The sequence below is a fragment of the Microbulbifer thermotolerans genome (assembly GCF_001617625.1).
Lineage (GTDB): Bacteria > Pseudomonadota > Gammaproteobacteria > Pseudomonadales > Cellvibrionaceae > Microbulbifer > Microbulbifer thermotolerans.
Window position 1 is genome coordinate 1,446,281 of sequence record NZ_CP014864.1, and the last position, 24,538, is coordinate 1,470,818.

23 protein-coding genes are annotated in these 24,538 nt (G+C 58.0%); 16 read left to right on the forward strand and 7 right to left on the reverse strand.

All coding sequences use genetic code 11. The annotated features are described in order from the left end of the window. Positions 1-100: 100 nt before the first annotated feature. Both A3224_RS06085 and A3224_RS06090 read left to right on the forward strand, forming a co-directional pair. Entirely contained in the window at positions 101-652 is a 552-nt protein-coding gene (locus A3224_RS06085) for a flavodoxin (protein ID WP_067152574.1), read from the forward strand. After that, on the forward strand, positions 645-1,031 hold the full coding sequence (locus tag A3224_RS06090) for a hypothetical protein (protein WP_074900816.1): 387 nt from the start codon (positions 645-647) through the stop codon (positions 1,029-1,031). Before A3224_RS06085 ends, A3224_RS06090 begins: the two co-directional genes overlap by 8 nt. A gap of 228 nt (positions 1,032-1,259) precedes the next feature. Here the strand turns inward: A3224_RS06090 and dapE are convergent, their stop codons facing one another. The 7 genes from dapE to map all read right to left on the reverse strand — a co-directional run bounded on the left by dapE (position 1,260) and on the right by map (position 9,579). Continuing rightward, a complete protein-coding gene (gene dapE / locus A3224_RS06095; RefSeq protein ID WP_067152578.1) occupies positions 1,260-2,393 on the reverse strand; it encodes a succinyl-diaminopimelate desuccinylase in 1,134 nt (377 codons plus the stop codon). 150 nt (positions 2,394-2,543) lie between these two features. Continuing rightward, positions 2,544-3,575: a 2,3,4,5-tetrahydropyridine-2,6-dicarboxylate N-succinyltransferase gene (gene dapD, locus A3224_RS06100; protein ID WP_067152580.1), complete on the reverse strand. Its 1,032-nt coding sequence runs from the start codon at positions 3,573-3,575 to the stop codon at positions 2,544-2,546. Between the two features lie 16 nt (positions 3,576-3,591). Continuing rightward, entirely contained in the window at positions 3,592-3,933 is a 342-nt protein-coding gene (locus A3224_RS06105; protein WP_067152582.1) for an ArsC family reductase, read from the reverse strand. Between the two features lie 2 nt (positions 3,934-3,935). After that, positions 3,936-4,604: an endonuclease III gene (nth, locus tag A3224_RS06110; protein ID WP_067152584.1), complete on the reverse strand. Its 669-nt coding sequence runs from the start codon at positions 4,602-4,604 to the stop codon at positions 3,936-3,938. 50 nt (positions 4,605-4,654) lie between these two features. Beyond that, the gene (gene dapC / locus A3224_RS06115) at positions 4,655-5,827 is read right to left on the reverse strand and encodes a succinyldiaminopimelate transaminase (protein ID WP_067152586.1); all 1,173 of its coding nucleotides are present in this window, start codon (positions 5,825-5,827) and stop codon (positions 4,655-4,657) included. 76 nt (positions 5,828-5,903) lie between these two features. Further along, positions 5,904-8,621 carry a [protein-PII] uridylyltransferase gene (locus tag A3224_RS06120; protein ID WP_067152588.1) on the reverse strand — a complete coding sequence of 906 codons (2,718 nt, stop codon included), beginning with the start codon at positions 8,619-8,621 and terminating at the stop codon, positions 5,904-5,906. A 190-nt stretch (positions 8,622-8,811) separates the two neighbouring features. Continuing rightward, positions 8,812-9,579, reverse strand: a complete 768-nt coding sequence (map, locus tag A3224_RS06125) for a type I methionyl aminopeptidase (protein ID WP_067152590.1) — start codon at positions 9,577-9,579, stop codon at positions 8,812-8,814. Positions 9,580-9,884: 305 nt separating this feature from the next. Here map and rpsB point away from each other — a divergent pair, with 305 nt between their 5' ends. From rpsB to lpxB, 14 genes are all read left to right on the forward strand, one after another. Beyond that, positions 9,885-10,637, forward strand: a complete 753-nt coding sequence (gene rpsB / locus A3224_RS06130; protein ID WP_067152592.1) for a 30S ribosomal protein S2 — start codon at positions 9,885-9,887, stop codon at positions 10,635-10,637. Positions 10,638-10,757: 120 nt separating this feature from the next. Further along, positions 10,758-11,621, forward strand: coding sequence for a translation elongation factor Ts (tsf, locus tag A3224_RS06135; protein ID WP_067152594.1), 864 nt, complete (start codon positions 10,758-10,760; stop codon positions 11,619-11,621). Between the two features lie 153 nt (positions 11,622-11,774). Continuing rightward, entirely contained in the window at positions 11,775-12,512 is a 738-nt protein-coding gene (gene pyrH / locus A3224_RS06140) for a UMP kinase (protein WP_067152596.1), read from the forward strand. Continuing rightward, on the forward strand, positions 12,509-13,066 hold the full coding sequence (frr, locus tag A3224_RS06145) for a ribosome recycling factor (protein ID WP_067152598.1): 558 nt from the start codon (positions 12,509-12,511) through the stop codon (positions 13,064-13,066). Before pyrH ends, frr begins: the two co-directional genes overlap by 4 nt. Continuing rightward, complete coding sequence (gene uppS / locus A3224_RS06150) at positions 13,066-13,818, forward strand: polyprenyl diphosphate synthase (protein WP_067152600.1); 753 nt, start codon at positions 13,066-13,068, stop codon at positions 13,816-13,818. The genes frr and uppS overlap by 1 nt, the downstream gene beginning before the upstream one ends. A 109-nt stretch (positions 13,819-13,927) precedes the next feature. Next, complete coding sequence (locus A3224_RS06155) at positions 13,928-14,773, forward strand: phosphatidate cytidylyltransferase (protein WP_067157565.1); 846 nt, start codon at positions 13,928-13,930, stop codon at positions 14,771-14,773. Positions 14,774-14,847: 74 nt separating this feature from the next. Beyond that, positions 14,848-16,035 (forward strand): 1-deoxy-D-xylulose-5-phosphate reductoisomerase, encoded by a 1,188-nt coding sequence (gene ispC, locus A3224_RS06160; RefSeq protein ID WP_067152602.1) that lies wholly within the window; start codon positions 14,848-14,850, stop codon positions 16,033-16,035. Between the two features lie 121 nt (positions 16,036-16,156). Continuing rightward, entirely contained in the window at positions 16,157-17,512 is a 1,356-nt protein-coding gene (rseP, locus tag A3224_RS06165; protein WP_067152604.1) for an RIP metalloprotease RseP, read from the forward strand. Between the two features lie 107 nt (positions 17,513-17,619). Then, positions 17,620-20,187 (forward strand): outer membrane protein assembly factor BamA, encoded by a 2,568-nt coding sequence (bamA, locus tag A3224_RS06170; protein WP_067152607.1) that lies wholly within the window; start codon positions 17,620-17,622, stop codon positions 20,185-20,187. Between the two features lie 68 nt (positions 20,188-20,255). After that, positions 20,256-20,771, forward strand: coding sequence for an OmpH family outer membrane protein (locus tag A3224_RS06175; RefSeq protein WP_067157568.1), 516 nt, complete (start codon positions 20,256-20,258; stop codon positions 20,769-20,771). 19 nt (positions 20,772-20,790) lie between these two features. Beyond that, entirely contained in the window at positions 20,791-21,843 is a 1,053-nt protein-coding gene (gene lpxD, locus A3224_RS06180; protein WP_067152609.1) for a UDP-3-O-(3-hydroxymyristoyl)glucosamine N-acyltransferase, read from the forward strand. Between the two features lie 99 nt (positions 21,844-21,942). Beyond that, positions 21,943-22,380, forward strand: coding sequence for a 3-hydroxyacyl-ACP dehydratase FabZ (fabZ, locus tag A3224_RS06185; RefSeq protein WP_067152611.1), 438 nt, complete (start codon positions 21,943-21,945; stop codon positions 22,378-22,380). A 95-nt stretch (positions 22,381-22,475) separates the two neighbouring features. After that, positions 22,476-23,255: an acyl-ACP--UDP-N-acetylglucosamine O-acyltransferase gene (lpxA, locus tag A3224_RS06190; RefSeq protein ID WP_067152612.1), complete on the forward strand. Its 780-nt coding sequence runs from the start codon at positions 22,476-22,478 to the stop codon at positions 23,253-23,255. An 80-nt stretch (positions 23,256-23,335) separates the two neighbouring features. Beyond that, positions 23,336-24,490 (forward strand): lipid-A-disaccharide synthase, encoded by a 1,155-nt coding sequence (gene lpxB, locus A3224_RS06195; RefSeq protein WP_067152615.1) that lies wholly within the window; start codon positions 23,336-23,338, stop codon positions 24,488-24,490. Positions 24,491-24,538: the final 48 nt, after the last annotated feature.

Consider the following 24,538-nt stretch of genomic DNA (forward strand, 5'->3'; position numbering starts at 1 on the left):
TTCCTGACCGCCCGCCGGCTTGCCGTGCCCCGGTATTGCTGGGAGAATACGCCGCCGCCCCAACCGGAATGTCGGACCAGTGTCCAGAAGAGGAGAGAACGTGCGCAAAATCGGCTTGTTTTACGGCAGTGACGAGGGCAACACCGAGGGTGTGGCTCTGCGCATCCAGGCCCGCCTGGGTGAGGAGCGGGTGGACATATACGATATTGCCGACGTCACCCAGCTGGAGATCGCCGATTACGACCAGCTTATCTTCGGAATCCCCACCTGGGATTTCGGGCAGATACAGTCCGACTGGGAAGAGTTTTGGGAAGATCTGCAGTCAATGGACTTTACCGGAAAGACGGTGGCACTGTTTGGCCTCGGCGACCAGTTCGGTTATGGCGACTATTTCCTCGATGCCATGGGGATGTTGCACGACGAGATCGTCGCCAGGGGGGCGACCATTGTCGGCCACTGGCCCACCGATGGCTACGAATTCGAGTCATCCAAAGCGGAAATCGAGGGTGAGGGCATGTTCGTTGGCCTCGCTATTGATGAGGATCAGCAGGAAGACTTGACGGGCGAGCGCCTAAACCGCTGGTGCCGGCAGATCGCAGAGGCGTTTGGTCTCGAAGGCGGTGCCGACAGCGTACTGGAGCTGGATGACTGATCGGCCTATGAAAAATACGCTCTCCTTCAAAGAGTTCTGGCATTGGCTCACCGAACATCCCAATTGCATTCTGCGCGCAGGCACCGCCGACTCTGTGGTCTTCGATGATGATGACTACCACTGGCGTTTCAGTGAGGAAGATGTGCGCACTTTGCTTGTGCAGGTGATGCGCGGCAAGCGCCCGGTTGCGGAAATGTTTATTGAGCCGGAGCATGTGACTGCGGTGAAAATCACACCCGGCGAGAAAGGCGAGTACAACTTCGACCTGGTTGCCGAGATACAGGGGCAGCCGCAGGTAATCTACTACTTTGTGTTGACCCATTCCTATGAAGCGCCGGACCAGAGCCCGCGCGCTTCTGGTCACAGGCGGCTGCATTAAACCGTTAGTCGCAGTAGCCCTGTTATTTTCCGCTCTCAGCGGCCCGGTGCCGTTGTGTCGATCCAGGAAGGCGAGCACAGGTGCTCGCTGTTCGCGCAGCCTTGCGCTACAGCTCAGTGGACTGTGTCAGTGCCACCCGTCTGAATGTTGTTTCCCCACTGGCGGTATCCCGCGCTAATAAGCGCACTTAGCCGGGCAAGCGAGTGCGCTTACAGCGGATGATACCGGTTACGTCAGCAGGCGGGAAAGAATTTCCCGATACATATCCTTGAGCTTATCCAGATCCTCGGCTTTAACACACTCATCGACTTTGTGAATGGTGGCGTTTACCGGTCCCAGTTCCACCACTTGTGCACCCGTCGGCGCGATAAAGCGGCCGTCGGAGGTGCCACCGGCGGTGGATAGTTGGGTGTCGAAACCGGCAACGGATCGGATGGCCGCCTGCGCCGCTTCTACCAGGGGACCTTCGGCGGTGAGAAAGGGCTGGCCCGAGAGTTTGTAGTCGGCTGTGTATTTGAGTCCATGCTTATCGAGAATTGCACGCGTGCGCTCTTCCAGTTCTCCGGCGGTGGTTTCGGTGGAAAAGCGCCAGTTGCACACCACTTTTACTTCTCCGGGAATGACATTGGTCGCGCCGGTGCCGCCGTTGATATTGGATACCTGGAAGCTGGTGGCAGGGAAAAAATCGTTGCCCTTGTCCCATTCCTCGGCAGCGAGTTCAGCCAGTGCCGGTGCCAGCTTGTGGATTGGGTTCTCCGCCAAATGTGGGTAGGCAACATGGCCCTGAATACCATAGACAGTCAGCTCCAGACCCAGTGAGCCGCGGCGGCCGTTCTTGATGACATCGCCGACGCACGCCGTGCTCGAGGGTTCTCCGACCAGGCAGCAGTCGATCTTCTCGCCCTGGTCCTCCAGCCATTCAACCACCTTGACGGTGCCGTTGTGGGCTGGCCCTTCTTCGTCGCTGGTGATAAGGAAAGCGATGCGTCCCTTGTGGTCCGGATGTTTGGCGATGAATTCTTCGCAGGCAACCACCATAGCTGCCAGTGAGCCTTTCATATCCGCCGCACCGCGGCCGTAGAGATAGCCCTCTTCGATATGTGCCGCAAAGGGCGGGTGCCGCCAGTTGTCTTCCGGCCCTGTAGGTACCACGTCGGTGTGGCCCGCGAAGGCGAACAGCGGGCCCTGGTTACTGCCTTCGCGCACGGCCCAGAAGTTGTCAGTGTCTCCGCGGCGCAGCCAGGTGGTTTTGAAGCCGATTTTTTCCAGGCGCTCGACCATCATGGGCATGCAGCCGGCATCTTCGGGGGTAACGGATCTAAGGCGGATCAGGTCGCTGGCGAGTTGTATTGTCGGGGTCATAGTGTTGTTACGTGTCAGGGAGCCACTGAATAATTCGCGTAGGCTTTGCGGTTGATTGTGGAGCGCACCGAACCTTTATTTCCGGAAAGCGCATAGCCAGAGGATCTTCCGGTATAAGGCGCGCCGCTCGCGGTCGCGGCGCGCTTGGGATTAATTGCTGTGCAGTGCGTCGTTGAGCTCGATGGCACTCTTGTTCGTCAGGCACTCCACCGCGCCGTTGACGGAGTTGCGGCGGAAAAGGAGGTCGGATCGGCCCGCCAGCTCGCGCGCTTTGATGTGCTCCACCAGCTTTCCGCCTTCGTCCAGCAGCGCCACTTTGGTGCCGGCGGTGATATAGAGTCCCGCCTCCACGGTGCAGCGGTCGCCCAGGGGGATGCCGATTCCAGCGTTGGCGCCGAGCAGGCAGTTATCGCCGACGGAAATCACGATATTACCGCCGCCGGACAAGGTGCCCATGGTAGAGCTGCCGCCACCCAAATCCGAGCCCGCACCAACGAACACACCAGCGGAGATACGGCCTTCGATCATGCAGGGACCTTCGGTGCCTGCGTTAAAGTTGACGAAGCCTTCGTGCATGATGGTGGTGCCTTCGCCCAGATAGGCGCCGAGACGAACACGGGCTGTGTCGGCGATGCGTACGCCGGTGGGTACCACGTAGTCGGTCATTTTGGGGAATTTGTCCACACAAGCCACTTCGAGGTATTCGCCTTTGAGGCGCGCTTCCAGTTGGCGCTGTGGCAACTCTTCCAGGTCTATCGCTCCCTGATTGGTCCAGGCAACATTGGCCAGTACGCCAAAGATGCCATCCAGTTTGGTCTGGTGTGGTTTGACCAAGCGGTGGGAGAGCAGGTGCAGCTTCAGGTAGGCCTCGGGCACAGACTGCGGTGCCTCGTCACTGCTCAGGACCACAGCCACCAGGGGGCGTTGGCTGGAGGCGAATTGCTGCAGAATTTGCGCTTGTTCGGCAGCGCCCGCGGCGGTCAGTTTGTCCGCAAGTGGTTGCAGCTGTGCGGTGTCCAACGGCAGGGTGTGGTTACCTCCATTGACTTTCAGTGTTTCGCTGACCACGGCGGCGATGTCGGCCGAGGGCTGGAACAGTGGTTGCGGATAGTAAACTTCCAGCCACTCCCCCTTACTGTTGCAGGTGCCGACACCGAAACCAATGCTGTACATGTCGCTCATGGTGGATTTCCTTTTTCTAGATCAGTTGGGAGAAGGCGGCTTCCTTGAAGCCAAACAATGTGGTGCCGCCGGAAACGGTGACGGGGCGTTTGATGAGAGTGGGGGTTGTCAGGGCGAGCGCCAGGGCCGCCTTGTCATCCATTCCCTGTTTCTGCTCGTCGCTCAGTGCGCGCCAGCTGGTGGAGCGGCGGTTGAGTACTTCCTGCCAGCCGAATTGTTCCAGCCAGGATTCCAGCGGCACTGTTTCCATGCCGTCCTCGCGAAAATCGTGGAATTGATATTGGATACCATTGTTTTCCAGCCATTTGCGGGCTTTCTTGACGGTGTCGCAGTTCTTGATGCCGTAGAGCGTAATCACAATCAGGCCTTTTTGGTTTTCTTGGGTTTTTTGCGGTTCGGGTAACAGGTGGTACAGATCTCGCACACGGTGCCGTCGCAGCCGCGCGCAGTGCAGTATTCGCGCCCGTAAAAAATGATCTGTAAATGCAGTTTGTTCCAGTGTTCGCGGGGAAAGAGCCGCTTCAGGTCTTTCTCTGTCTGCGCGACATTTTTGCCGCTGGTGAGGCCCCAGCGCTGTGCCAGCCGGTGGATATGGGTATCCACTGGAAAGGCCGGGTGGCCAAAGGCCTGGGACATAACGACACTGGCGGTCTTGTGGCCCACGCCGGGCAGGGTTTCCAGTGCGGCCATATTTTCCGGCACCTGGCCGTGGTATTCGTTGACCAAAATCTGCGAGAGTCTGCTGATGGCCCTGGATTTCTGCGGTGACAGGCCGCAGGGACGGATAACTTCCTGGATCTTTTCCACTGGCACCTGTGCCATATCCGCCGGGTTATCCGCCAGCTGCCACAACGACGGAGTGACTTGGTTGACGCGTTCATCGGTACATTGCGCCGAAAGCAGTACAGCCACCAGCAGTGTATAGGGGTCTTTGTGGTCCAGGGGGATGGGGGTCTCCGGGTAGAGTTGGTCCAGTTTTTGTTGGATAAACGCCACCCGCTCCCGTTTGAGTAAGTTTTTTCCCGACATTTTTCCTGCTTATTCCAGTTGGGATCTCCGTCGCTGTGCGTTTGCTGTTTTTACCCGCAGAATGCCCGGATACGTTTCGCTGCCTCGACGCACTCGTCCAGAGTCGCGACCAGTGCCATGCGCACATATTCACGGCCGGGATTGACGCCGCCCGCCTCGCGTGCGAGGAAGGCGCCGGGAAGCACGGTGATATTTTGCTGGCGATAGAGTTCGCGCGCAAAATTCTCTCCATCTCCCACATTCGGCCACAAATAGAAACCTGCCTGGGGCTGCCGCACGTCCAGGCAGCCATCGAGAATTTCCAGCACCTGGATAAATTTTTGTGCGTAAAGAGCGCGATTATGCCGCACGTGCTGCTCGTCCTGCCAGGCGGCAATAGAGGCGTACTGGCTCGGCAGCGCCATAGCACAGCCGTGGTAAGTGCGGTAAAGCAGAAATTTTTTCAGTATTTCGGCATCGCCAGCGACAAAGCCCGAGCGCAGCCCCGGCAGATTGGAGCGTTTGGAAAGGCTGTGGAACACCACACACCGGGAAAAATCATCGCGTCCCAGTTGCTGGCAGACTTGCAGTAGTCCCATCGGGGGCTGCTCTTCATCGAAGTAAAGTTCTGAGTAGCATTCATCGGAGGCGATGACGAAGTCGTAGCGGTCCGCAAGTTCGATAAGTTGGCGCAGATCCGCTTCATCCAGCAGGGCGCCTGTGGGGTTGCCTGGGGTGCAGATATACAGTAGTTCACAGTCGTGCCAGACCTGTTCCGGCACGGAGGCGAAATCCGGTTTGAAGTCTGTTTCCGCAACGCAGTTGATGAAATGCGGGCTGGCCGCGGCGAGCAGGGCTGCGCCCTCGTATATTTGGTAGAAGGGGTTGGGGATCAGTACCTTGGCGCCCGGAGAAACCACCGCCTGTGCAAAGGCGAAGAGTGCTTCGCGGGTGCCGTTGACTGGCAGCACTTGACTGTCCGCGCAGACAGCTTCGAGCTGAAAGCGTTTGCACAGCCACTTGGCGATGGCTTGTCGCAGAGGGTCTATGCCCTTGGTGGCCGGGTAGGCGGAAAGTTTGTCCAGGTTGTCGATCAACTCGTCGCGCACGAATACTGGCGGGGTGTGTTTGGGCTCCCCGATGGACAGGGCAATCGGTTGCTTTTCAGCCGGCACCAGGCCCTTTTTTAGGGCTGCCAGTTTGGTAAACGGATAGGGCTGTAGTTTATCGATATTTGGATACATGTTCGCGTTTCCTGTCCGTGATCCTTGGGTGGTGCCGGCGGTTGCCTGCTATTCCGGCGCTGGGGCTGTGTCGCTGTTATTGATGGTTGATTTGGTGCGCGTCCAGTTCGCGGCAGATGACTTCTTCCAGTTTGCGATTGGCGGCTTCGTCCAGTAATGGCTGGCCGCGGGCATCGGTGATATGGAAGATGTCTTCCACGCGTTCGCCCAGGGTGGAGATTTTGGCATTGTGCAGGCGCAGGTCGTGGGCGAGAAAGATACGCGCAATTCGCGCCAGCAGGCCCGGCCTGTCAGCGCTGGTAATCTCCAGGGTGCTGTAGTGGTTGCCGGGGTCGGTGGAAAGCTGGGCCCGGCTCTCCAGTTCGAACATTTTCAGGCGGCGCGGTGTCCTGCGCTGGATGACTTTGGAGTAATCTTCGACCAGTGCCAGTTCCCGCTGCAGGGTGTTGCGGATTTGCTCTAGACGCCGGGGTTCGTCCAGTAGCGGTTGTCCCGATTCGTCCAGTACGTAAAACGTGTCTAGTGTGTAGCCGGACGCGGAGCTGTACAGTCGCGCGTCGTGGATGTTCAGATTGAGCATATCGAGACCGGTAACTACGGCCGCGAAGACGTTGGCTCTGTCCGGGGTGTAAACGAATACTTCGGTGGCGCCGTCGTGTTCGCCGGGGCCCGAGTTGCGGGTCAGCACCAGGGTATCTTTTTGGTTGCCCCGGCCGCGGCTGCTGTGCAGTTGGTGTATGGCGGCGGTGTGCCAGGTGATATTGTCGGCACTCTCGCGCACAAAGTAGTCCTCGCCCATCTGAGCCCAGATGTTTTCGACGGCACCGATCGGCAGCCCCATGGCGCGCAGCATGTTGCGCGCCTGGCTGCGGGTCTCTTCAATAATCTCCTCGCGATCGATGGGGTTTTCCAGGCCCCGGCGCAGGGCGCGTTGCGTCGCCTGGTAAAGTTGACGCATCAGGCTGGCGCGCCAGCTGTTCCACAGATCCGGGTTGGTGGCATTGATATCGGCTACGGTGAGGGCGTAGAGATAGTCGAGGTGCTCGCGGTCACCCACTTCGCGAGCGAAATCGTGTACCACTTCCGGATCGCTGATATCTTGTTTCTGCGAAACATGGCTCATCAATAGGTGCTTTTCCACCAGCCAGCACACCAGGCGCCGGTCTCTGCCAGGCAACTGATGGCGGCGGCAGAAGGCATCGGCATCCGCTACGCCCAGCTTGGAGTGATCGCCGCCGCGTCCTTTGGCGATATCGTGATAGAGGCCGGCGATATACAGAAGCTCCGGTTTGCGCATGCGCGACAAAATTTCGGCCGCGATAGGAAATTTTTGCCAGGCCTCCGGGCTGCGGAAAGCGCGCATATTGCGCACTACCTGCAGGGTGTGCGCGTCCACGGTATAAATATGAAAAAGGTCGTGTTGCATTTGCCCGGTCACCCGGCCGAATTCCGGCAGGTAGCGGCCGAGAATACCGTAGCGGGTCATGCGGGAAAGCTGGGTGGAGAGGCCGCGGGGGGAGCGCAGCAGTTGCATAAACAGCTCCGCATTGCACGGGTCGGCGCGGAAGCGTTCATCGATCAGGTGACGGTGTTCGCGGATCAGACGGATGGTGGAGGCGCGCACGTCCCGGATCTCGGGTTTTTCCGCCATGAGTACAAAGATTTCCAGCAGCGCTGAGGGGGTCTCGGTGAAGACGCGGGTCTGGGTGACTTCAATGGTGTTGTCGCGCAACTGGAAGCGCTCGTTAATCGGCTTGACTACCTGGTGTTGGCCGCGTTGCAGTATGGCCTCATTCAGGAATTGCAGCAGCACGTCGTTCAGTTCCCGCAGTGCCATCACGATGCGGTAGTAGTTGTGCATGAATTGTTCCACCGCCAGTTGGGTACCGCTGTCCACGTAGCCGAATTGCTTTGCCAGTTCGCGCTGATAGTCGAACAACAGCCGCTCCTCGGCGCGTCCGGCCAGCAGGTGTAACCCATAGCGGACCCGCCAGAGGAAGTCTTCCCCGGACTGAAGAATCGCGAATTCATCTTCGGTAAAGAAGCCTTGGCCCTGCAGTTGCTTGAGCGTGCGCACTTGGAAATAGCGCTTGGCTACCCAGCCGATGGTTTGAATATCGCGTAGGCCGCCGGGGGAGTTTTTGATATTGGGCTCAAGGATGTATTCCGCCGCCTGCTGCTTGTTGTGGCGGTCGCACTGCTCGGCGTATTTGGCGGAAAAGAATTGCTCTGCCGGCCACAACTTATCGGGAGCCAAACCTTCGGTGAGCCGTTCGCGCAAGCTGTCGTCACCCACAACGGTGCGGCACTCCATCAGGTTGGTTGCCACCGTGATGTCTTCGGCGGCCAGTTCCAGACAGTGGTCAATGGTGCGCACCGAGTGACCGATATCCAGCCCCAGATCCCAGAGAAACGCCACCAACCGCTCGATATTGTCGATAGTGTCCGGGGCGGCGGAGCCGTCGGTCAGTATCAACAGATCGATATCCGAGTGGGGGTGCAGCTCTCCGCGGCCGTAGCCGCCCACTGCCAGCAGACTGATACCGTTCGGCCAGTCGTATTGATACCAGGCGTAATGCAGAAGGCAGTCGATGAATAGCGCCCGCTCGTGCACCAGTGTACGCACATCTTCCCCTTCGCGGAAACGCTCCGCCATCTGGGTGTCGGCGGCGGCGAAGGCGTCTTTGAAAATGGTGAGCGGGGGCTTGACGCCTTCAGTGAGGGCCTTGCGGAAGCGGCCCTGATCGAAGAAGAACAGGGGGCGTTCGAAGTAGGGGGTGTTGGCCAGCTGCATCTTGGTTTATTCAGGGATTCGCAGTGCCATTGAGCAGGCTCGAGGTGGCCGCCCTGGCTGAAGTTACTGTTCGCGGCGCGCGCTGCCAGTGTGCCCCTTTGCGCTTGCGCGGCCGTCCGTGACCTCAGGCGAGCGGCGCCCGCAGTGGGGCCAGGGCGTCGGGCTATAGGCTTGTTCCAGGCTCAGAGTCTCAAAAATGTTCTTCACTGCGCGCTGTCAGAACTTCTACGCCACTACTGGTGACCACCATAGTGTGCTCCCATTGGGCGGACAGGCGGCGGTCCTTAGTAATAGCGGTCCAGCCATCGCCGAGAACGCGGGTGGCGGCCTTGCCGGCGTTGATCATCGGCTCGATGGTAAAAGTCATGCCTTCCTTCAACACTTCACCGGTGCCTGGCTTGCCATAGTGGAGCACCTGCGGGTCCTCGTGAAAGACGTCGCCAATGCCGTGGCCGCAAAAATCGCGCACCACGGAATAGTAGTTCTTTTCCGCGTGCTGTTGGATCACGTGGCCGATATCGCCGAGTGTGGTGCCGGGGCGCACGATATCGATCGCCTTGTACAGACATTCTTGAGTCACCCGCACCAGGCGCTCTGCGTGGAGGGCCGGCTTGCCAACAAAGAACATCTTGCTGGTGTCGCCGTACCAGCCGTCCTTGATGACGGTGACATCGATATTGATGATGTCGCCCTTTTTCAGGATTTTGCTTTCCGATGGAATGCCGTGACAGACCACTTCGTTGACAGACGTACAGATGGATTTTGGAAATCCGCGGTAGCCGAGGCAGGCGGGAATGGCTTTTTGCACATTGACTATATGGTCGTGGCAGCGCCTGTCCAGTTCCTCTGTGGAGACGCCGGGGACAACGTACTCGCCGATCATTTCCAGCACTTCCGCGGCCAGGCGGCCGGCAATACGCATTTTGGCGATCTGTTCCGGAGTCTTGATAGCTGTCATGGAAAATCCTTGCTGTTTGGCGTGGCGCCGTATTGTAGCGGATTGGCCGGGGGAGGGCACTCCGGGACGGGCGGCTTTTGCGCTTGGGGCGGGTAAACTGCGCCCGGACCGCGGAGAGTCTCGGTGGGCTCTTCCGGTGCGGGGGCGAATATGGTATAAAGCGCGCCGCTCCGGGGCTGTCCCGGAGTGAGTTTAATGCCGCACACACATCGGCACATGCGTCTGGGTGCTCTGTCCAATTCGGCTGGATGGGGTTGGTGCATGGGATGTGTGGAGGAGTAACCCGTACAATCGAGGTGTTTGTTATGCCGCAAGTCAGCATGCGCGATATGCTGCAGGCTGGTGTCCACTTTGGTCACCAGACCCGCTACTGGAACCCGAAGATGGGTCAATATATCTTCGGTGCCCGCAACAAGATTCACATCATCAACCTTGAGCACACTGTTCCGGCTTTTAATGAGGCCCTGCAGGTTATCAAGGGAATGGCCGCTCAGAAAAAGAAAATTCTGTTCGTAGGCACCAAGCGCGCCGCGCAGAAATCCGTCAAGGAGCAGGCCGAGCGCTGTGGCATGCCCTATGTCAGCAACCGCTGGCTGGGTGGTATGCTCACTAACTACAAGACTATCCGTGCCTCTATCAAGCGTTACCGCGACCTGGAGACTCAATCCCAGGACGGTACTTTTGACAAGTTGACCAAGAAAGAAGCGCTGATGCGCACCCGTGCCATGGAGAAGTTGGAGCGCTCTATCGGCGGTATCAAGGATATGGCTGGCCTGCCGGATGCGCTCTTTGTCATCGATGTTGAGCACGAGCGTATCGCTATTCAGGAAGCCAACAAACTGGGCATCCCTGTAATCGGTGTAGTGGATACCAATAGCAACCCGGATGGCGTTGACTATGTTATCCCTGGCAACGACGATGCCATCCGTGCCATCAAGCTGTACACCACCGCTGTAGCGGATGCTGTGGTTGCCGGTACTGCTGAGGCAGGCGGCAGTGCGGCCGCGGATGAATATGTCGAAGCAAGTGACGACGAGGCCGCTGCGGATTCCGAGTAATCGAGAGCCGCAGGGCGCAGTGGTGTAACACAACGCCGTTACACTGCGAACGCGAAAAAGGGGGCCCTCGACCGGCCCCTTTTTTCTAATTTTTCAGAGATAGACCCCGAGGATTGAATCATGGCGATTACCGCGTCTATGGTAAAAGAACTGCGCGAGCGCACCGGCCTGCCGATGATGGAGTGCAAGAAGGCACTGACCGAGGCGGACGGTGATATTGAAAAAGCGATTGAAAATCTGCGCAAAGCCTCCGGCCTGAAGGCCGCTAAAAAAGCTGGCCGCACCGCTGCGGATGGCATTGTTGCTGCCAAAGTGGCCGAAGACGGCAGTTACGGTGTGCTGGTGGAGGTGAATTCCGAGACCGACTTCGTCGCCCGCGATGACAATTTCCAGGCTTTTGTGGTCAAGGTTGTCGACAAAGCCTTTGCTGAGCGTCAGGAGGATGTTGCGGCCTTGATGGAAGGTGAGCTGGAAGCCGCGCGCGAAGCGCTGGTCCAAAAGATCGGCGAGAACATTGGCGTGCGCCGCGTGCAGCTGGTGGAAGCGCCGGTTGTCGGTGCCTATGTACACTCCAACAGCCGCATCGCCGCCCTGGTGGCGCTGAGTGGTGGCAGCGTTGAGCTGGCCAAGGATGTCGCCATGCATGTGGCAGCGGTCAATCCGCAGGTGAATAAGCCCGAAGATATGCCCGCCGATGTGCTGGACAAAGAAAAGGAAATTATCAAGGCCCAGCCGGATATGGAAGGCAAGCCGGCCGAGATCGTCGAGAAGATGATGGGCGGTCGTATCAAGAAGTTCCTCAAGGAGAACAGCCTTGTGGAGCAGCCCTTTGTCAAGAATCCGGATGTAAGTGTCGGCAAGCTGGTCAAGGATGGCGGCGCGGAAGTCGTGTCTTTTGTCCGCTTCGAGGTGGGCGAGGGTATAGAGAAGGAAGAGACGGATTTTGCGGCGGAAGTGGCCGCGCAGGTCAAGTCCTCCTCCTGATCAGACTCATTGGGCGTCCACAGGGCGCCCGTTTGCGGTGGGGTGCTCTGGCGGGCTCGGAAAGAGTTGCGCCGGGCACCCCTCTGTGTAAATGACCGAATTTGTTGTAATGTTCGGCGGCGAACTCTGCCAGCGCTAGATGAGGACCGATGGATGCCCGGTGTTAAAGACCGTAAGTACAAGCGAATACTGTTAAAACTCAGTGGCGAAGAGCTGATGGGCGATCAAGGCTTTGGGATCAGCCCCAAGGTGCTGGATAAGATGGCGCTGGAAATAGGCCAATTGGTGGGCATCGGAGTGCAGGTGGGGTTGGTGGTCGGCGGTGGCAACCTGTTTCGCGGAGCGGCGCTGAACGCCGCGGGCTTGGACCGGGTGACCGGAGACCACATGGGTATGCTCGCCACGGTGATGAACGCGCTGGCCCTGCGCGATGCGCTCGAGCGTTCAAACATTTCTTCCCGAGTGATGTCCTCCATTCAGATGAGCGGTATCGTCGACCACTATGACCGCCGTGCGGCTATCCGCTTTTTGGAGCGTGGCGAGGTGCTGATATTTGCCGCGGGCACTGGCAATCCTTTCTTTACTACGGATTCCGCCGCCTGCTTGCGCGGCATCGAAATAGAAGCGGAGCTGGTGCTGAAGGCCACCAAAGTCGATGGTGTTTACTCCGCCGATCCCGTGTTGGACCCGACGGCTACCCGTTACGACCGCCTCACTTACGATGAGGTATTGGACAAGAAACTCGGGGTGATGGATTTAACCGCAATTTGCCTGTGCCGTGAACACAATATGCCTGTGCGGGTATTCCGCATGGACAAGGCCGGTGCGCTGCTCAATATTGTTGTGGGCGGCGAAGAGGGCACGCTAATCGAAGAGGAAGTGGAACAGTGATCGAAGATATCAAAAAAGAAGCGAAAGCGCGTATGGGCAAGGCGCTCGATGCACTGGCCGGTAACTTCAATAAAATCCGTACCGGTCGCGCGCACCCGAGTATTCTCGACGGCATTCATGTCTCCTATTACGGCAGTGATACACCGCTGTCCCAGGTGGCGAATATCACGGTAGAGGATGCGCGCACCTTGTCTGTTACCCCCTGGGAAAAAAACCTGGTGCCGGAAATTGAGAAGGCCATCATGAAGTCCGACTTGGGGCTGAATCCGGCCACTGCGGGCGCGGTCATCCGTATACCCATGCCGGCCTTGACCGAGGAAACCCGCAAGAACTTCATCCGCCAGGCGAAGAGCGAGGCGGAAACCGCGCGCGTGTCCATTCGCAATATTCGCCGCGACGCACTTGCGGACGTCAAGGCACTCGTCAAAGACAAGCAGATCTCCGAGGATGAGGAGCGCCGTGCAGGAGACGAGATTCAGAAAATTACCGATCAGTTTGTTGCTGAGGTCGATAAGGCGCTTGCAGCCAAAGAAAAGGATTTGATGGAAATCTGATGAGTGCCGGTGGTACCCATGCCGGCGCTCCCGGCCCGCGTCATATCGCCATTATCATGGATGGCAATGGGCGCTGGGCCGCCCGCCGTGGGCTTTCCCCCTCCGCCGGCCATAAGGCCGGTGTCGAGCGCATCCGCGATTTGTTGTCGGCTTGTCGGGACCGCGGAGTCGAGGTGCTTACCCTGTTCGCCTTTTCCAGTGAGAACTGGCAGCGTCCACCAAAAGAGGTGGAGTTGCTGATGGGACTGTTTTATTCCTATTTGCGCAAAGAGGCCCGGCGCATGCGGGAAGAGGGCGTACGCCTGAGAGTTATCGGCCGGCGCGACCGCTTCTCTCCACGGCTGCAGCGCGCTATTGCGTCCGCGGAGGAAAGCACCCGCGGGGGGGCAGAGGGCGAGCTGGTGATTGCGGCCGACTACGGGGGGCGCTGGGATATTGCCCGGGCCGCGCGGGAGTTGGCCGAAGAGGTGGCCGCGGGCGAGCGTTCCCCGGAATCCATTACCGAGGCGCTATTGGACGGTTACATGCAGCTGGCGGATCTGCCGCCAGTGGATCTTCTGATCCGTTCCAGTGGTGAGCAGCGTATCAGCAATTTTATATTGTGGCAGGCAGCCTACAGTGAATTCTATTTCACGGATACACTGTGGCCAGACTTTGACGAGAGCGAACTCGATGCCGCGATCGCCGCTTACCGGCGGAGGGACCGCCGCTTCGGCGGTCGTGGGGAAGGCGGGGTGGTGGCCGGAGTATAAAATCCGCAGCCTGAGCGCTCGGATATCCCGGGGCCAAAAAATCTTGTACTCTGCGTTCGCCCGGATGTGGCTGGGCGACCAGGGGAATTGGATAAAGAAGGGTTTTACGGTGCTAAAACAAAGAATAATTACTGCGCTGGTACTGGTCGCTCTGTTTCTCGGGGCTCTCTTCCTGTTGCCTATTCAGTGGTTCACTCTGGCCACAGTAGCGGTCATTCTCCTCGGCGGCTGGGAATGGGCCAATCTTTCCAATCTCAACCGCGCTTTGCGCTTCGTGTTTCTCGCTGTCCTGGGCGGAGTACTGATCGGCACTGCTCAGTATGTCTTTTCAATGGATTTTGCCTCTCCCGATGCGGACCGCGCGCGCCAGGTGCTGGCGGTGGCCTGCGGGTGGTGGGCGCTGGCGTTCCTTTGGGTGCAGAGCTATCCGGCCAGCGCCATGTTGTGGGGCAATCGGTGGGCGCGGGGACTTATCGGTCTGGTGGTGCTGGTGCCCGCCTGGTTGTCGGTGGTGATTTTGCGCGGTCAGGAGCACGGCGCTTGGCTGGTGCTTTTTGTGGTCGCGGTCGTGGTGTTTGCGGACGTGGGCGCTTATTTTGTCGGGCGTCGTTTTGGTAAGCACAAGCTGGCTCGGGAAGTCAGCCCGGGCAAGTCGTGGGAGGGGTTTTTCGGCGGCCTGGGGGCCTGCCTGGTTCTCGCGCTTGCCGTGTCGCTGCTGCTCGGCCTGCCGCTTAAGAATACGGTTCTCTTCTCCTTCGGTATCCTGGTAACGGCACTGGCATCCGTGATCGGTGACTTAGTGGAGAGTATGTTTAAACGTCACCGGGGTATTAAGGACAGTAGCCGTATGTTGCCGGGCCACGGTGGTATTCTGGATCGCCTGGATAGTCTTTCGGCGGCGTTGCCGGTGTTTACCATGGCCGCGCTGGCCAGTGAGTTGCCCAAGTACCTGTAAAACGATCAGCAGTTATTCCTTACCCGTTTTCGGTGCGAGGGAGAGAAGAGGTCCTAGAGGTAGACAGTCAGCCCATGCAATCCCAAGCCGCGCAATCCGTTTCCGTTCTCGGTTCCACCGGATCCATTGGTGTCAGTACGCTGGATGTGTTGGCACGCCACCCGCAGCGCTATGCCGTCCACGCGCTGACCGCACGCGGGCGCATTGCGGAATTGGCGCAGCAGTGTCGGCGCTTCAAGCCGCGTTTTGCGGTCGTCGCCACTGAGAAGGGGGCGGCGGAGTTGCGCCAACTGCTCGCGGACGAGTCGTCGTCTGTCGAGATTCTCTGGGGGAGCGAGGGCCTTTGCCAAGTGGCTTCAGATCCGCAGGTGGATGTGGTGATGGCCGCCATTGTCGGCGCCGCCGGACTACGCCCGACTCTGGCGGCGGTGGAGGCGGGAAAGAAAGTATTGCTCGCTAACAAAGAAGCCCTTGTAATGGCCGGGCCCGTATTTATGCGTGCCCTGGCGCGCAGCGGCGCCCGGTTGCTGCCGATCGACAGCGAGCACAACGCAATATTCCAGTGCCTGCCACAGCCCTGTGCCAGTCTGGAGGAGGCGGGCGTGGAGAAGATTCTGCTCACCGGCTCTGGAGGGCCCTTCCGTACCCGCGCCGTAAGCGATCTGCACCGGGTCACGCCCGATGAGGCCTGTGCCCACCCCAATTGGTCTATGGGGCGCAAGATCTCTGTGGATTCCGCCACCATGATGAACAAGGGGCTGGAGTTTATCGAGGCCTGCCTGCTGTTTAATGCGCGTCCAGAGCAGATTGAGGTGGTGGTGCACCCGCAGAGCATAGTGCATTCCATGGTGCAGTACCGTGACGGTTCCCTATTGGCGCAGATGGGAAATCCGGATATGCGCACGCCCATAGCGCATGCACTCGCCTTCCCTGAGCGTATCGACAGCGGTGTGGCGGCGCTAGATCTGATTGCGCAGGGCCGCCTGGATTTCGAAGCCCCGGATATACAGCGTTTTCCGTGTCTGCGACTGGCCCGGGAGGCAATGGATGCCGGTGGCAGTGCCCCGGCAGTCTTGAATGCCGCCAACGAGGTGGCGGTGGAAGCTTTTTTGGAGGGAAAGTTGGCGTTTACCAGCATTCCCGCAGTGATAGAGCAGGTCATGAAAAGTGCGCAAGTTGTTGAACTGACGGGCTTGGATGCAGTCGAAACAGCGGATTGCAATGCGCGGCTGCAAGCTCGGCAGGTGCTGGAAGCGCTCTAAGCCGGGTGGACAAACCGAATGGTGTTGAGGCGCCGTTCGAGGCAAAGCGCTGGTAGTTTGCGTCTGCCGGTGTTTCTCAGGCTGAATGACGCGGCGGAAATCGAAGAATTTGCAAGTGAGTATGGATTTTATTCAGACGGTAATCTGGGCCCTAGTAGCCCTCGGTGTACTGGTGTCCTTCCACGAATATGGCCACTTTCTGGTGGCTCGTCTGTGTGGCGTCAAGGTGCTGCGATTTTCTGTGGGCTTTGGCCGGCGCCTAGTGTCCCGTTACGATCGTCACGGCACGGAATTCACTCTGTCCGCCATTCCTCTGGGCGGTTATGTCAAGATGCTGGATGAGCGCGAAGGGCCCGTGCGGGAGGATGAGCTGCACATGGCATTCAACCGCAAGAGCGTTTGGGCGCGCATGGCTATCGTTGCCGCGGGCCCCTTTGCCAATTTCCTATTGGCGATCGTCTTCTTTTGGGTTGTGTTTATGGGAGGAACGGCGGGACCTGTTCCCATCGTGCAGTCAGTGGAGGCGGGCAGTGTCGCAGCGCGGGCCGGGCTGGAGCCGGGGCAGGAGATTATCGCAGTCGATGGCGAGAGTACGCCCACCTGGCAGGCGCTTAACTGGCAGCTGGCGAACCGCCTGGGGGATAGCGGGACGATTGAATTCTCCGTGCGTTATCCGGATTCCGAGCTCGAATACCATATGGAGGCGGATATCGATCGCTGGATGTCGGGTAAAGAGGTGCCGGACCCAGTGAAGGAGGTTGGGCTCGAGCTGTGGACGCCACCGATCACCATGGTGCTTTCGCAAGTGACTGCGGACAGTCCAGCGGAGAGCGCCGGTTTGCGTGCGGGGGATCGCATCGTGCTTACCGATGGCCGTACATTTGACGATTGGGGCAGTTGGTCTGCTTATGTGCGCGCCCGACCGGGTGAAGAAATACTCGTTGAAGTGGAGCGGGACGGCACGTCTCTGGAAATTCCGGTGGTGCCCAGGGAAGTGACGCTTGAGAGCGGGGAGAGCGTTGGCCAGATTGGCGTGCTGCCTGTGGCTGAATCCTGGCCGGAGGACAAGGTCAGGACTTATCACTACGGTGTTGGTGGCGCTTTCGCCAAAGGCTTGCAGGAGACTTGGGAAAAGACCTTGTTTACCCTAAACAGCCTGAAGAAACTGCTCCTCGGCCAGCTGTCCACCAAGAACTTGAGCGGCCCTATCACCATTGCTAAAGTGGCCGGCTCTTCGGCCGAGGCGGGATGGCAGTCGTTCCTCTCTCTGTTGGCCTTGCTCAGTATCAGTCTCGGCGTGCTAAACCTGCTTCCTATCCCCGTGCTCGACGGCGGCCATCTACTTTATTACGGCATTGAGGCCATCAAGGGATCGCCTGTTTCTGAAAGGGTGCAGATGATCGGTCTGCAGGTGGGCATGGCTTTGGTGCTGGGCATTATGGGCCTGGCCCTCTACAACGACATACTGCGTCTCTGAGCGCGGTACATGCCCTCCCCCGCAAGGGGAGGGGTAGGCGAGGGGCGCCGCCGGCCTCCCTCCTGATCAGTTGGAATTGCGAATAAAGAACCGGGAACAGACACGAGATGAACCATTTCCTGAAAGCGGCCTCCCTGGGCCTGGCTCTGCCATTGACCGCCATCGCCCAGTCTTTCGTGGTCAACGATATCCGCGTGGAGGGGCTGCAGCGGGTCTCCGCCGGTACCGTATTCGCGGCATTGCCGGTGCGCGTCGGCGACCAGATCGAGAGCCTGGACATTCAAAGTGCCACCCGTGCCCTGTTTCGTACGGGGTACTTTCAAGATATCCAGATAGGCCGTGAAAACGGTGTACTGGTGATCACTGTGCGCGAGCGGCCGGCGATTTCAAAAATTGAAATTACCGGCAACAAGGCCATCAAGACCGAAGATCTGCTCAAAGGCATGGAGGAAAACGGCCTGGCCGAAGGGCAGATTTTCAAGCGCGCCACTCTCGAGGGGCTGGCGCAGGAACTGCAGCGCCAGTATGTGGCTCAGGGCCGTTACGGCGCCAGCGTCAAGACTGAGGTCAAGGAGCTGCCCCGCAATCAGGTAGAGCTCAAGGTGATCGTGGACGAGGGGGCTGTCGCCGCGATCAAGCATATCAATATCGTCGGCAACGCCGCATTTTCCGACGAGGAGTTGGCGGAGATTTTTGAGCTGCAAACCACCGGCTGGTTGTCCTGGCTCAGAAGCGACGACAAGTACTCCCGGGAAAAACTCACCGGCGACCTGGAGCGCCTGGAATCCTACTATCTGGATCGGGGTTATCTGGAATTCAAAATCGACTCCACCCAGGTCTCCCTGAGCCCGGACAAGCGCAGCGTATTTATTACCATCAATGTCACCGAAGGCGATATCTACAAGGTAAGCGAGGTGGAACTGGCGGGCGATCCCGTAGTGCCCGAGGAAGAGATCAGGCGGTTGCTGTTGGTGCGGGAGGGGCAGACTTTTTCCCAGGTGCTGATGACAACCACTTCCGACTACATCACCAAGCGCCTTGGCAATGAGGGCTACACCTTCGCGGAGGTCAACGGTATCCCCGAGCCCAACGAGGAAGACAAAACGGTAAAGGTCACTTTCTTTATCGATCCCGGCAAGCGCGCCTATGTGCGCCGCATCAACTTCCGCGGCAATACGCGCACTGCCGATGAGGTGTTGCGGCGGGAGATGCGGCAGATGGAAGCTGCGTCCGCGTCGTCCGCCCGCATCGAGCAGTCCAAGGTGCGTCTGGAGCGCCTGGGCTTCTTCAAGGAAGTGGAGGTAGAGACCACAGAGGTGCCCGGCACTTCCGACCAGATCGACGTGGAGTATACGGTTGAGGAGCAGCCCTCCGGCACCATTGGCGGCACAGTGGGTTACGCTCAGAGCAGTGGTTTGGTGCTCGGCGCCAACGTGCAGGAGAACAACTGGCTGGGTACCGGAAAGTCTGTCGGCTTTGCGGTGAATACGTCCGTCTATCAGACGGTGCTCAATTTCTCTTACACCGATCCTTATTTTACGCCAGATGGTGTCAGCCGGGGGTTCAACGTTTATTACCAGGAGCGCGATTACTCAGAAATTGGGGTTTCCAGCTATAACACCACCAGCTATGGCGCAGGCCTCAGTTTTGGTTATCCGATTTCGGAAATTTCACGGGTCGGCCTGAATCTGGGGGTCAGCCACCTGGAGTTGGGGGTGGGTGAAACCCCGGTTAAGGAAATTAAAGGCAGCCCGGTTCCAAATGATAGCTTGATCGGGATGATTTTATCGAGTGATGAAACTGAGATTTCCGAAGAGCTGGAAGAAGCATTTGATGCAGGAGAAGCCCTGGATTTGAGCAGCCCGCTCGATGAATCACTGCTCAATACCGATTTTGACGGTTTTGTGGATCTCAACGGCGAGAACTTTGACTCCTTTACTGTTACCGGCTCTTATGCGCGTTCTACATTGAACCGCGGCATTCTCGCTACCCGCGGCACCTCCCAGCGTTTTTCTCTGGAGGTTGCACTGCCGGGCGGTGACCTGGAGTACTACAAGGCTATCTATACTGGTCAGTATTTCCGCCCCTTGACTAAGAATCTGACCCTGCGCCTGCGCACCCGCTTGGGTTATGCGGATAGCTACGGGGATACTACTGAGCTACCGTTCTTTGAAAATTTCTACGCGGGAGGCTTCGGTTCCGTGCGTGGCTTCGAGCGCAATTCCCTGGGCCCACGTTCCACACCTTATCAATTTTACAACTTCACCAGCTGTGCGGTGGATGAGGATGGGATCAGCTCTAGCTGTTATATAAAGAATGCGGACACAGGCGAACTGGAAGTGCTCGCATATGATGATGAGCCAGATCCTTTCGGCGGAAATATTTTGATTGAGGGCAGTGCGGAAATTATCTTCCCGCTTCCTTTCGTCAAGGATCAGCGTTCCATGCAGTCCGCTTTCTTTATCGATGCGGGGAATGTGTTTGATTCCAGCTGTGGTATTTCACAGCTCAACTGTTACGATGTGGATTTGGAGCATATCAATGTCTCGGCGGGAGTCGGCCTGACTTGGATTACCGGCTTCGGCCCGCTGACCTTCAGTCTGGCCAAGGCGCTGGAGAAAAGTGATGAAGACGAAGTGGAGGTTTTCCAGTTCTCACTGGGTAACAGCTTCTAAACACAAGGCCAAGATACTTGGGGTCTGATGGCCGCGAAGTAAAAATAAAGCAAAATGGAGAATCCAACGTGCTTAAAAATGTAAAAATTATTGCAGTTCTGCTTACTGGGGTCTTCCTGTCCGGTGCCGCTGTGGCCGAGACCAAAGTCGCGGTTTTTAACCTGCAGGCTGCCATCATGAGCACTGAGGCTGCCAAATCCAAAGTGAATGCACTGAAGACCAGTTCGGAATATTCCAAATTGCAGAGCAGTGCAGAATCCATTCGCTCGGAGGTGCAAAAAATGGCTGAGGATGCGGAAAAAAATTCCGTCACTTGGTCTAATGAGCAAAAGGCCGAGCACCAGCGCAAGATGAATTTCAAGCGCTCCGATTTTGAAAGCACTTTGAAGAAGCTGCGGGCCATGGAGGTCCAGGTGGGCCAGGAAATTCAAAAAACTATGGCGCCCAAGGCTGAAACTGCACTGAAGGCGATTATCAAAGAGCAAAAGATTGACCTGGTGCTGGATGCCGGCTCCGCCTACTATGCGAGTCCGGAAAATGACCTGACCGCGGAAGTGGTCAAGCGTATGAATGCCGACAAGTAACACACCCGCAGCCCGATTTATGACAGAAGTGCCCACACTTGCCCAGCTGGCGCGACAGCTGGGCGCCGAGTTGCGCTTGGCTCCAGGTGCCGATGCCAGCTGCTTGGTCTCCGGCCTCAACACCCTGCAGGATGCAGATACCTCTCAGGTCAGCTTTCTCGCCAGCGCCGCCTACCGGCGCTTTCTCCCCGGGACCCGCGCCCTCGCGGTGCTGATCAGCAGTGATATGGCTAGTGAATGTCCGGTATCTGCGCTTGTCGTGGACAATCCTTACCATGCTTTCGCCCAAGCCACAGCGCTGTTTGACAGGGCGCCGAAGCCCAGCGCGGGCATCCACCCCGCGGCGAGCGTGCACCCCGATGCGGAGGTGCATCCGCGCGCCAGTATCGCCGCCGGCGCGGTGATAGAGGCGTTTGCCCGAGTTGGCGCCGATGCGAGTATTGGCGCCAACTGTGTGGTGGGTGAGGGCAGTGAGATCGGTGAAGGCAGTCGTCTCTATCCCAATGTAGTGGTTTACCACGGCTGCTCAGTGGGTCGGAACTGTATTATTCACAGCCACGCCGTGATTGGTGCGGACGGTTTTGGCTTTGCCCCGTACGAGCGCCAGTGGGTCAAGATTCACCAGCTTGGCGGGGTCGAGATTGGCGATGAGGTGGAGATTGGAGCCGTAACCTGTATCGATCGCGGGGCCTTGGGCAATACCGTTATCGGCAATGGGGTCAAGATCGACAATCAGGTGCAAATCGCGCACAATGTGCGGATTGGTGACTACACAGCCATTGCGGCCTGTTCCGCAGTTGCGGGCAGCGCCGTTATCGGTAAGCACTGCACTCTCGCCGGCGGTGCCGGTGTGGTGGGACACGTTACTGTGGCCGATGGCAGCCACATCACTGCCAGAACACTGGTAACGAAATCCATCGATCGCGCCGGCTCCTACTCCAGCGGCACCCCTTTCTCCGACAGCAGGAGTTGGCGCCGCAACGCTGTGCGCTATGGACAGTTAGACCAGATGGCCCGCCGCTTGAAGGAGTTGGAGGTGCAATTGGAGCAGTTGGCGCACCGGGGCGATTGAGCTTATCGGGCACAAATTTAGACTGGATTTGTTGTTTTCGGGGCCTAGCGTGCGGCAGTACACACCTAGGCCCCGAAATGGTTTCTGGGGATTTTTCAAATGATGGACGTTCGCGAGATTCGTCAATACCTGCCGCATCGCTATCCTTTCCTGCTGGTGGACCGCATTGTTGAACTGGAAGAAGGAAAATACATCAAGGGCTATAAGAATATTTCCGTCAATGAGGAGGTGTTCAATGGCCACTTCCCGGAGATCCCTATTTTCCCCGGAGTTATGATCGTTGAGGCGCTGGCACAGGTTTCCGGCATACTGGGCTTTAAAACGCTGGGCCAGAAGCCGGAAGACGGCTACCTGTATCTTTTTGGTGGTATCGATAATGTGCGCTTTAAGCGGCAAGTGGTACCGGGGGATCGCCTGCAGCTGGAATCCGAGGTGATTTCAGATCGGCGCGGTATCTGGAAATTCTCTTGCAAGGCGAGTGTGGACGGTGAGCTGGCCACTTCTGCCGATATTCTTTGCGCGGTCAAAAAAGTTTGAAAGGGCGCTAAGAAGGCGCTGTGAAAGGGTCGCTTCCAATCAATTTGAATCGCGATTAATGTGGTTTTTTCAGCTTCCGAGGAGCAGGGCGCAGAATGCAGACGACTATCCACCCCACCGCCATTGTCGATGAATCGGCGATCATTGGTTCCGGGGTGAGCATTGGTCCCTATACGGTAGTGGGGCCGAAGGTGGAGATAGGAGACGGCTGTGAGATTGCCTCCCACGTAGTGCTGAACGGGCCCACCACGCTTGGCAAGAACAACCGCATCTATCAGTTCGCCACCGTCGGCCAGGATACGCCGGACAAGAAATACAAGGGGGAAGACACCACACTGGTGATTGGCGACAACAATGTCATTCGCGAAGGTGTCACCATCCACCGTGGAACGGTACAGGACCGAGGCGAAACCACGATCGGCAACGATAATTTGATCATGGCCTATGCCCATGTGGGCCACGACAGCGTGATCCATAACAACACCATCCTGGTCAATAATGTGGCTCTCGCCGGCCATGTGGAAGTGCGGGACTGGGCCATTCTCAGCGGTTTCAGCCTGGTGCACCAGTACTGCACCATCGGTGAGCACGCTTTTACGGGCATGGGAGCGGCCATCGGCAAGGATGTACCCGCTTATGTGATGGTGGCTGGCAATCCCGCGGAAGCCAAGACAATCAATGCGGAAGGGCTGCGTCGCCGCGGTTTCAGTCGGGATGAAATTGCGTTGATCAACAAAGCGTACAAGATCGTCTACCGTCGCGGCCTCACCATGCATGAAGCTTTGGAGGCTCTTTTGGAGTTGCGCGAGCAGTCACCAGTAATTCAGCCCTGGATTGATTCCCTCAAGTCTTCTACCCGCGGTATAGTCCGCTGACCTGAACAAAAAAGACTGCAATTATTCCGGTATGCCCTTTCCCTGTTTAAGGAAGTGGGCGCCGGAAAGAGGGGAGGCGAGTGAACATCGAGGAAAAAACGCTGCGCATTGGCATAGTCGCAGGTGAAGTGTCAGGAGATATTCTCGGTGCTGGCCTGATTGAGGCGCTGCAAAAGCGGGTGGGCCGCCTGGAGGTGGAGGGGATCGCCGGTCCGCGTATGCTTTCCCTTGGTGCCCGCTCTCTTTTTCCGATGGAGCGCTTGTCGGTAATGGGGTTGGTGGAACCTCTCAAGCGTTTGCCAGAGCTACTGAAAATCCGTCGCGCCCTGCGTCAGCACTTTATCGACAATCCCCCTGACCTGTTTGTCGGTATCGACTCCCCTGACTTCAATCTCACTTTGGAAGAGTCCCTTAAAGCTGCGGGTATTCCCACACTGCACTACGTCAGTCCGTCCGTTTGGGCCTGGCGGCGCGGGCGAATAAAGAAAATCGCCCGGGCTGTGGATCACATGCTGACGCTGCTCCCTTTCGAAGCCAGTTTTTACGAGGAGCATGGTGTACCAGTTACTTTTGTCGGGCATCCGCTGGCGGATGAGATTCCGCTGCAGGTGGATATGGCGGCGGCGCGCCGCGAGCTGGGTTTCGGGCTGGAGGAGCGGGTGATTGCACTGTTGCCGGGTAGTCGCGGTGGCGAAGTACGCCTGCTTGGCCCCTTGTTTTTGCAGGCGGCACGCTGGTGCCACCAGCGCTGTCCGGAACTGAAGTTCATCTTGCCGGCAGCCAATGATCAGCGCTTGTCGGAACTGAAGTCCATGTTGGGGGAATACGCCGACCTGCCGGTGCGTCTGCAGAGTGGCAATTCCCACAAGGCACTGGCGGCTGCAGACGCCGTATTGATTGCTTCCGGAACCGCCACCCTGGAGACGATGCTGCTGAAGAGGCCCATGGTGGTGGCCTATAAGATGGCGTCCCTTTCCTACGCGATTTTCTCCCGTATGCTGCGCACGCCGTGGGTGGCTTTGCCGAATCTGTTAGCACAGCGGGAACTGGTGCCGGAAATCCTGCAGGAGGACGCAACGCCGGAAAATCTTGGGGCTGCACTGCTGCGTTATTTTGAGGATCCACTGCTGGTTGATCAGCTGCAGCGGGAGTTTGATGTTTTGCACCAGCAACTGCGGCGCAACGCCTCAGAGCGTGCCGCCGACGCGGTATGTAATTTGTTGGGGGTTGCATAAAACAGCAATAGCGGGTGGAGTAGTTGCTGAGACACCCGGTGGCCTGGC